The sequence below is a fragment of the Streptomyces enissocaesilis genome, assembly GCF_039533765.1.
GTDB lineage: Bacteria > Actinomycetota > Actinomycetes > Streptomycetales > Streptomycetaceae > Streptomyces > Streptomyces enissocaesilis.
The window spans coordinates 19,923-29,238 of sequence record NZ_BAAAUD010000019.1 but is presented as its reverse complement, the minus strand read 5'-3'; the positions used below and the strand labels follow the sequence as shown (position 1 = coordinate 29,238).

1 protein-coding gene is annotated in these 9,316 nt (G+C 74.0%); it reads left to right on the top strand.

Annotated elements, in window-relative coordinates; all coding sequences use genetic code 11:
- Positions 1-685 precede the first annotated feature (685 nt).
- A complete protein-coding gene (locus tag ABD374_RS09630; RefSeq protein ID WP_344493488.1) occupies positions 686-9,151 on the top strand; it encodes a type I polyketide synthase in 8,466 nt (2,821 codons plus the stop codon).
- Positions 9,152-9,316 lie beyond the last annotated feature (165 nt).

Here is a 9,316-nt window from a genome sequence, read left to right as displayed (position 1 = left end):
CCTGTCCGGGCTGCACCACCTCGACCACGCCTGCCGCACAGCCCTGGAGAACTGGGCCCAGCGGCACAGCGCACCCGACACCGAACCGGTGAAGGTCACGACCACGGAACCGGTGAGGGCCACGGCGCCGTAAGGATCTCGTCGTAGCGATCCCGCCGCAGGGATCTGCCGTCCGGCCGAATGCTCGTCCCGAGCCTTCGGCCGGACGGTTCGTCGCGGCGGCACGAACGAGGACCGACACGGCCGTGGCACCCAGCGTGCCGGCCACAACGTTGAGGTCCTGCCGGCAAGGGGCGACTGCCAGCCGTCGACTCCCCGAGTACCGACGGCCGAGATCAAGGAGCGCCGTCCATGGCGGGTCCGGTGTGGTGGGCCCTGCCTGGCGTGGTGGTGGTCGAGAGGAAGGAGGCCGGGCATGCTGGAGCGGCTGAACCAGGCTGGGGAGCGCATCGAGTGCCACCTGCCGAAGGATGCGAAGTCATTGCCGTCACCTCCGGCGGGAGCGGTCCGACGGGGAACGCCCTCGCAGGCGGGTCCGGCACGCAGGGCTCGCCAACCCGCCGCGCAGGCCGCCCCGTTGCAGGTTTCGCCGGGCGTCGCCCCCCGGCCCGGCAGGCCGGTCGTCTATCGTGACCACCGGCAACTCCCGCCCCCATAGGAAGTGTTCGTCCTGGTGACAACGCACATGGCCACCCTTCGTCCTCTTCCGGATCTGCTCCGGGAGCATGCCCGGCGTCTCGGCACCAAGACCGCCTTCCGGGACGACCGTTCCCATGTCACCTACGGGGAGCTGGAACTGCGGACAGGCCGGCTGGCGGGGCACCTCGCCGGCCTCGCTCTGCGGCACGGGGACCGGGCGGCGATCCTCCTGGGCAGTCGTGTGGAGGCCGTCGAGAGCGTCCTCGCCGTCGTCAGGGCGGGCGCGGTAGGGGTGCCGATGGACCCGCGGAGCACCACCGCCGAGTTGGCACACCTGCTGGACGACAGCGGGGCCCGGGTCGTCTTCACCGACCGGTCCTCCCTGGGCCAGTTGCTGCCGTTGCTGCCGGAGCGCCCCGGGCTGAGCGTGGTGCTCGTCGAGGATCGGGACGCCGGGGCGCGAGGCGGATCCCCGGCGGGGGCGGGTGGCGACTCGGCCGACGAGGCGGGCATGTTCCGTTACGCGGCCCTGGCCGCCACCGAGCCGCCCGTGCCCGCTCCGGATGATCTCGGGCTCGACGAGGTGGCCTGGCTCCTCTACACCTCAGGCTCGACCGGCCCGCCCAAGGGGGTGCTGTCCACCCAGCGCAGCCGGCTGTCCTCGGTGGCGTCCGGTTTCGTCACCGTCCTCGGCCTGTCGGCGGACGACCGCCTGCTCTGGCCCCTCCCGCTCCACCATGCCATGGGGCAGCTCCTGTGCGTCCTCGGGGTGACCGTGACCGGAGCGTCCGCCGTGCTCCTGCCGCGGTTCTCCGTGGCGGACGTGCTGGGTGAACTGCGCCGGGCCGACGAGCCCTTCACGCTGCTGGCCGGTGTACCGGCGACGTACGGCAAGCTCCTCGACGCCGTGGGGGCCGACGGGCTGGGGACACCCGCGCTGCGTGGCTGCGTCAGCGGAGGCGCGGCCGCGTCCCCCGCTTTCCGGCGGGCCTTCGAGGAAGCCTGCCGGGTTCCGTTCCTCGATCATTACGGAAGCACCGAGGCGGGGCCCGTCACCATGACGGTGCCGGGTGCCGCCCGAGTGGCCGGCTCCTGCGGCCATGTGCTGCCGGGCATGCGGGCGCGTATCGGTGACGGCAGCGGCGCCGAGGCCCCGGGCGAGGGCGAGTTGTGGGTCTCCGGGCCCGGTGTCATGGCCGGGTACCACCAGCGGCCCGAGGACACCGCCGAGGTCCTCCGCGACGGGTGGTACCGCACCGGTGACCTGGCCCGGATCGGCGCCGACGGTGAACTCACCCTCACGGGCCGGGTCAGCGAGCTGATCATCCGGGCCGGGGAGAACGTCCATCCCTCCGAGGTGGAGGCGGTGCTGCTGGCGCTGCCGGGAATCAGGGACGCCGCCGTGGCCGGCCTTCCGGACGACGTACTCGGCGAGGTCCCGGCCGCCTACCTGGTCCCGGCGAACGCCGGTGTCCTCGACAGGAGAGAGATTCTCGCCGCCTGCCGGAAACACCTCTCACCCTTCAAGGTGCCCGCCGCCCTCTACGAGGTGGACGCGATCCCGCGCACCGCTTCGGGCAAGGTCAGGCGGTACGCGCTCGCCGGCCTGTCCGCGCGCCCCCTGCCGGCCGGGGCCCTCCCGCCGACGGAGACGGAGACGGTGGAGGCCCTGACAGCTCTGGTGCGGGCCGAGGTCGCCGCCGTGCTCGGCTGCGCCGTGGACGAGGTGGGGCAGGGCACCGCGTTCCGTGACCTGGGGCTGGACTCGTTGACGTCGACAGTGCTGTGCAGCCGTCTGTCGGCGGCGACCGGTCTCCCGCTGTCGGAGGCCGCGCCCTTCGACTTCCCCACCACGGACGAGCTCGCCGCACACCTTCGGGCGCGGCTCACCGGCGGGACGGCGACTGCCCCGCCCAGCCGTCCGGAAGGGACCGGTACGGACGAGGACCCCGTGGTCGTCGTGGGGATGGCGTGCCGCTTCCCCGGCGGCGTGGAGACCCCCGAGGACCTGTGGCGGCTGGTCGACGAGGGTACCGACGCCATCACCCCCTTCCCCGCCGACCGGGGGTGGGACGTGGACGGGCTGTACGACCCGGATCCCGGACGGGCAGGCCGTACCTACGTACGTGAGGGAGGCTTCCTGTCCGGTGCCGACCGCTTCGACCCGGCCTTCTTCGGGATCTCGCCCCGCGAGGCCCTGGCCATGGACCCGCAGCACCGGTTGCTGCTCGAAGTCGCCTGGGAGGCTTTCGAACACGCGGGGATCGATCCCGGTACGGTGCGCTCCACGGCCACCGGTGTGTACGCCGGACTGATGTACAGCGACTACGCCAGCCGTCTGGCCCGCACACCGGAACGTGTGGAGGGCTATCTCGGCATCGGTAACGCGGGCAGCGTCGCCTCCGGCCGTATCGCCTACACCCTGGGCCTGGAGGGGCCGGCGGTCACCGTGGACACGGCGTGCTCGTCCTCGCTGGTGGCCCTGCACCTGGCAGTTCAGGCCCTGCGCAGGGGCGAGTGCTCGCTGGCGCTCGCCGGAGGCGTCACAGTGATGTCGACGCCTCACTCCTTCGTCGAGTTCAGCAGGCAGCGCGCGCTGGCCCCCGACGGCCGCTGCAAGGCGTTCGGGGCGGCGGCGGACGGTACCGGGTGGGCCGAGGGCGCGGGAATGCTGCTGGTGACGCGCCTGTCGGAGGCCCGGCGGGCCGGCTATCCGGTCCTGGCCGTGGTGCGCGGTTCCGCAGTGAACCAGGACGGTGCGAGCAACGGCCTGACCGCGCCGCACGGACCGGCGCAGCAACGGGTGATCCACCAGGCTCTGGCCGACGCGCGGCTGGGACCCGCGGAGATCGACGCGGTGGAGGCGCACGGCACGGGCACCCGGCTCGGTGACGTCATCGAGGCGGAGGCGTTCCTGGAGGTCTACGGGCAGGCCGGCCCACGGGAACACCCGCTGTGGCTGGGCTCGGTCAAGTCGAACATCGGGCATACGCAGGCGGCGGCGGGTATGGCCGCCGTGATGAAGACGGTCCAGGCGATGGCACACGGCGTACTGCCGCGTACGCTCCACGCCGAGGAGCCGAACCCCGGCGTGGACTGGTCGTCGGGTGCGGTGTCGCTGCTGACCCGCCCGGTGCCCTGGCCCCGGACCGGGCGGCCCCGGCGGGCGGGTGTGTCGTCCTTCGGGATCAGCGGAACCAACGCGCATGTGGTGCTCGAACAGGCCCCCGTGGAGGAGCCGGGTGCCCCGGGCCGCCCGGAAAGCGGATCCACGGTCGCCCGGGCGGCCGTGGCCCCGGCGGCGGCCGTGCCGTTCCCGGTGTCGGCGAGGAGCGCCCCGGGGCTGCGGGCGCAGGCCCGGCACCTACGTGCCCACGTGGGCGAACGCCGCGGAACGGACCTGCTGGACCTCGGTTTCTCCCTGGCCACGACCCGCGCCCATTTCGAGCACCGCGCGGTGGTGGTGGCCGGCGACCGCGACGAACTGCTCGCCTCGCTCGACGCGGTGGCGGAAGGCCGCTACCGGCCGGGCCTGAGCACGAGCGGTCCCCGCCCGGCGGGCCCGGTCGTCTTCATGTTCACCGGGCAGGGCAGCCAGCGGGCCGGGATGGGCCGGGAACTGTACGAGACCCATTCCGTCTACGCCCGTTCCTTCGACGAGATCTGCGCACTGCTGGACCCTCTCCTGCCGAAGCCACTGCGGGACGTGGTCTTCGCAGCCGAGAACGCCGAGGGCGCCGAAGACGGCACGAGGAGCGCCGAGGGTGCCGGGGGCTCGCGAGCGGGCGGGATCCTGCACACGACGCGCTTCGCGCAGCCCGCGCTCTTCGCTCTGGAGGTCTCGCTGTTCCGGTTGCTGGAGTCCTGGGGCGTCCGCCCCGACATGGTGGCCGGGCACTCGGTCGGTGAACTGGCGGCGGCGCACGTCGCCGGCGTGCTGTCCCTCGCGGACGCCTGCACCCTGGTCGCGGCACGGGGCCGGCTGATGGACGCGCTGCCCGCCGGTGGGGCGATGGCCTCGGTACAGGCCGACGAGAGCGAGGTCACCGCGTATCTGACGGGCCGGGCGGACCGGGCGCGGGGGGTGGACGTCGCAGCCGTGAACGGTCGTTCCGTGGTCGTCTCCGGGGACGAACCCGCGGTGCTGGAGGTCGTCGCGCACTGGCGCGAACAGGGACGCGAGGCCACCCGTCTGCGGGTGAGCCATGCGTTCCACTCGGCGCACATGGACCCCGTGCTCGACGCCTTCGGCCCGGTCGCGCAGGGGATCACCTACTCCCCGCCGGAACTTCCCCTCGTCACCGCGGTGGCGGGCCGGCCCGCGACCACCGAGGAGATCTGCTCGCCCCGGTACTGGGTGGACCATGTACGCCGGCCGGTCCGCTTCGCCGACACGGTGCGGTACCTGCGGGAACGGGGAGCCACGCACTTCGTGGAAATCGGCCCGGACAGTGTGCTCGTGGGCCTGGCACGTGACGGCTTCTGCGACCACCGCCCGACGGCCGCGGCGAATACTGCGAACACGGCGAACGCGGCGACGACCGCGTCCGGTGGCCGTGCGGACGGCTCCGCGCCGCTGGCCTTCCCGACGCTGCGCGGCCCACGGCCGGAGGCCGGGGCGCTGCTCGCCACGGTGGCCGCGCTCCACGCCCATGGTGTGCACGTGGACTGGCGCGCGGTCTTCGCCGGGCGTGGCGCACGGCGTACGGCGCTGCCCACCTACGCGTTCCAACGTGAGCGGTACTGGCTGGAGGCCGACCCGCCGGCCTCCGCGGCGGAGCCCGACGCCGCTTCCCACCCGTTCCTGCGATCGGCCACGTCGACGGCGGACGACGACGGCCTGCTGCTGAGCGGCCGGCTGTCCCTGCGTGAACAGCCCTGGCTCGCCGACCACGCGGTGCTGGACACGGTGCTCCTGCCGGCGACGGCCTTCGTCGACATGGCGATCCACGCCGGGGACCGGGTGGGCGCCTCCGTACTGGAGGAACTGACGCTGACGGCACCGCTTCCGCTGTCCCCCGACGAGGCGGTCGAACTCCAGGTCAAGGTGGCGCGAGCGGACGCGGACGGGCGCCGGGCCGTGGTGTTCCACGCACGGACGCACGCTCCCGGAGACCACGACGGCCCCTGGGACCGCCACGCCTCCGGAGTCCTGGCCCCCGCGGACTCCGGCCCTCCAGAGCCGCGGACTTCCGCGGACGCGCCGTCCCCATGGCCGCCGGCGGGCGCTGTCCCGCTACCGCTCGGCACCGGGGCGGGCACCGGCCTCTACGAGGGACTCGCGCACGGCGGTCTCCGTTACGGACCGGCCTTCCAGGGCCTGCGGGCGGCCTGGCGCCTGGGCGACGACCTCCTCGCCGAGGTCGAACTCCCGGAGGGGGAACACGGAAACGCCCGCCTGTTCACCCTGCATCCGGCCCTGCTGGACTCGGCACTGCACACCCTGACGCTGGATCAGACCGCCCCGGACGGCGCCGACGGCGGCAGCGGAACCGGGGCGTTGTTGTCGCTCCCGTTCACCTGGAGCGGTGTGCGGCTGTACGCGTCCGGCGCCCGCACCCTGCGGGTGCGGGTGTCCCGGGCGGAGGGGAACAGAGCCCGCCTGGAGCTGACCGACGGGACCGGAGCCCCCGTGGCCACGGTGCGTTCGCTCGTCCTGCGGCCGCTCTCCCGCGAGCAACTGAGCGGCGTACGCGCGCCCAGTGACTGTCTGTTCCGCCTGGACTGGACGCGTCTGCCGGATGTCCCCGTCCCGATGTCGGGGAAGCCGCCTCTGTACGGGCTCCTGGGCGAGCCCGGGCCGTGGCTGAGCGACGCGCTCTCCCGGTCGGGCATCCGGCCGGCGGTCTACCCGGATCCGGCCTCGGCGGCCGCCGACGCCCCGGCAGTCGTGGTCGCCTGCCCTCCGCTCACCGGGGCGGACGGAACGGACCGCGCGTCGGCCGCACACGGTACGGCCGGCTGGGCGCTGCGGCTCGTACAGGACTGGCTCACCGAGGAACGGCTCGCCGACTCACGTCTTGTCGTCCTCACTTCGGGCGCCGTCGTCACCGGAGCGGAGCCGGACGGAAGCATCCGCAACGACGATGCCGCTCTCGTCCACGCACCCGTGTGGGGGCTGCTCCGCTCGGCGCAGACCGAGAACCCGGGCCGCTTCTCGCTGATCGACGTCGACGACCGTCCCGCATCCGCAAGGGCTTTGACGCGGGCCCTGGCGAGCCCCGAGCCGCAGACGGCCGTACGCCACGGTGTCGCGTACGCACCGAGACTGGTCCGCGCGTCCCACGCGGCGACGGTGACGGCCGATGGGGCCCCGCGCCGGCTGCACCCGGACGGCACCGTCCTGGTCACCGGGGGTTCCGGTTCGCTGGGCATGGAGTTCGCCCGTCACCTCGTGGTCGCGCACGGGGTGCGCCACCTGCTGCTCGTGGGGCGGCGCGGAGCCGATGCGCCCGGCGCCGCCGAACTGCGCGCGGAACTCACCGGACTGGGCGCGGAGGTCACGGTGACGGCCTGCGACGTCGCCGACCGTACGGCGCTCGCCGCTCTGCTCGCGAGCGTGCCGCGGGCACACCCGCTGACCGGCGTGGTGCACACCGCGGGAGTCCTGGACGACGGCGTGATCCCGGCCCTCACGCAGGAGCGGCTGGACCGCGTACTGCGACCGAAGGTGGACGCGGCCCTGGCCCTGCACGAGTTGACCCGGGGCAGCGACCTGGCAGTGTTCGCCCTGTTCTCCTCGGTGGCCGGGGTGTTCGGCTCCGGTGGCCAGGCCAACTACGCGGCGGCGAACTCGTTCCTGGACGCGCTGGCACAGCACCGCAGGGCGCTCGGGCTGCCCGGCACTTCTCTCGCCTGGGGGCCGTGGCAGCAGAGCGGTGGGATGACGGCCGCGCTCCGGGACGCGGACCTGCGCCGGATGGCCCGTTCCGGATTCGTCCCGCTGCGGACCGAGGAGGGCCTCTCGCTCTTCGACACCGCCGTCGAAGGACGGGACGCCGTCCTGGTGGCAGCTCGTCTCGACCCGGCGGCAACCCGGGCATCCGGGGTCTACGGGGCACCTGGGGCACCTGGGGCGCCGCTCTCCCGGGTACCGGGCCGAGGGTCCGTACGGAGGGCCTCCGCGTCGCTCACCGGGCCCGGCACCGACGGCGAGGATTCCCTGCGCCGACGGCTGGCCGCCGCGCCCCCGGGCGAACGCGGCGCCCTGCTCCTCGCGCAGGTCCGAGCGGAAGCCGCCCTGGCGCTCGGTCACGGCTCGGGGGATTCTGCGGTCGAGGCGGACCGCGCGCTGGCGGAGCTGGGTCTCGACTCACTGGCCGCGGTCGAGTTGCGCAACCGGCTCGCGGCGCTGACGGGACTCGCCTTGCCGGCCACGCTCCTGTTCGACTGTCCGACGCCGCGCGAGGTCGCCGCCCACCTGGAGGAACGCTGGTCCCAAGACGCTCCCGAAGCACCCGGACCCCTGGCCGCTCCCGGTAGCACCGGCCCCCACGCGGCCGGTGGCGCCCCGGACGGGGCCTCCCCCCAGTGGCAGGGCGGTGCCAAGGAAAGGGCTCCGGCCGCGAAGGGCACGGACGCCGATTCCTTGTCCGCGCTCTTCCGTACGGCGTGCGCTCGTGGCAGGGCGTGGGACGGGATGGTCCTCCTGACGATCGCAGCACGTTTCCGTGAGGTGTTCGAGGACGCCGAGGCCCTCGGCTCACCACCCTCGGCCGTCACTCTCGCGACAGGGGGGTCCGGGCCCCGCCTGATCTGCTTCCCCGCCCTCAGCGCACTGTCGGGGCCGCACGAGTACGCCCGTTTCGGGCCGGCCCTCCAGGGTCTGCGTCCGGTTACGGTACTGCCGAACCCGGGGTTCCTGCCGCAGGAACTGCTGCCCGCCACACTGGGCGCCTTCGTGGCGGCGCAGGCCGCCGCCGTGCGCGCGTGCGCGGGCGACGAGCCGTTCGTCCTGCTGGGGCGCTCGGCCGGCGGATGGGTGGCACACGCGGTCGCCGAGGAGCTCGAGAGCACGGGCCTGGTTCCGTCCGCCGTCGTCCTGATCGACACCTACCCGGGCGAGGACAGCGGCCTCGGCGGCCGGGGCGGTGACGGAGCCGCGCTCTCGGCGATGACGGCGGGCATGCTGGACAACTCCGCGCAGTTCGCCTCGGCCGAGACCGGCCGGCTCACTGCGATGGCCGGCTACCTGGCGCTCTACGCCGGCTGGAGGCCGACGGAACTGACGGCCCCCACCCTCTTCGTCCGGGCAGCGGACCGCCTGCCCGGCATCGAGCCGGCCGAGCCATGGAGCCTGCCGCACTCCGAGATCACCGTGACCGGTGACCACTTCACCGTTCTGGAGGATCATTCCCGCACGACCGCCCTCGCCGTCCACACGTGGCTCTGCGAACACCTCCGGGTGGGCACGTCCAGGGGCGAGCCCCGGGGCCACGACCGGGAAGCCCGACGGCAGCCGAGCTCCCGGCAGTCACCCGCCGACGGCGGCGGACCCACTCATGACCTCTGATTCACCCGTCGGAGGGCCGACCACGAAGCCGCATGGGGTGGTTGACCGGGGGCAGAGGCCGTTGTCGCTGCGGGGCGCGGCAGGCCGGCGGCACGACGGCCCGCAGCGCCGGCCGGTCCCGGAGGCCATCCCGGCGCCCCGCCTCGGCCCGGGCCGGCCGCGCAC

Excerpts from the sequence above, each read along its gene's own strand:
- ABD374_RS09630 (WP_344493488.1), top strand. The coding sequence starts at position 686 with ATGGCCACCCTTCGTCCTCTTCCGGATCTGCTCCGGGAGCATGCCCGG.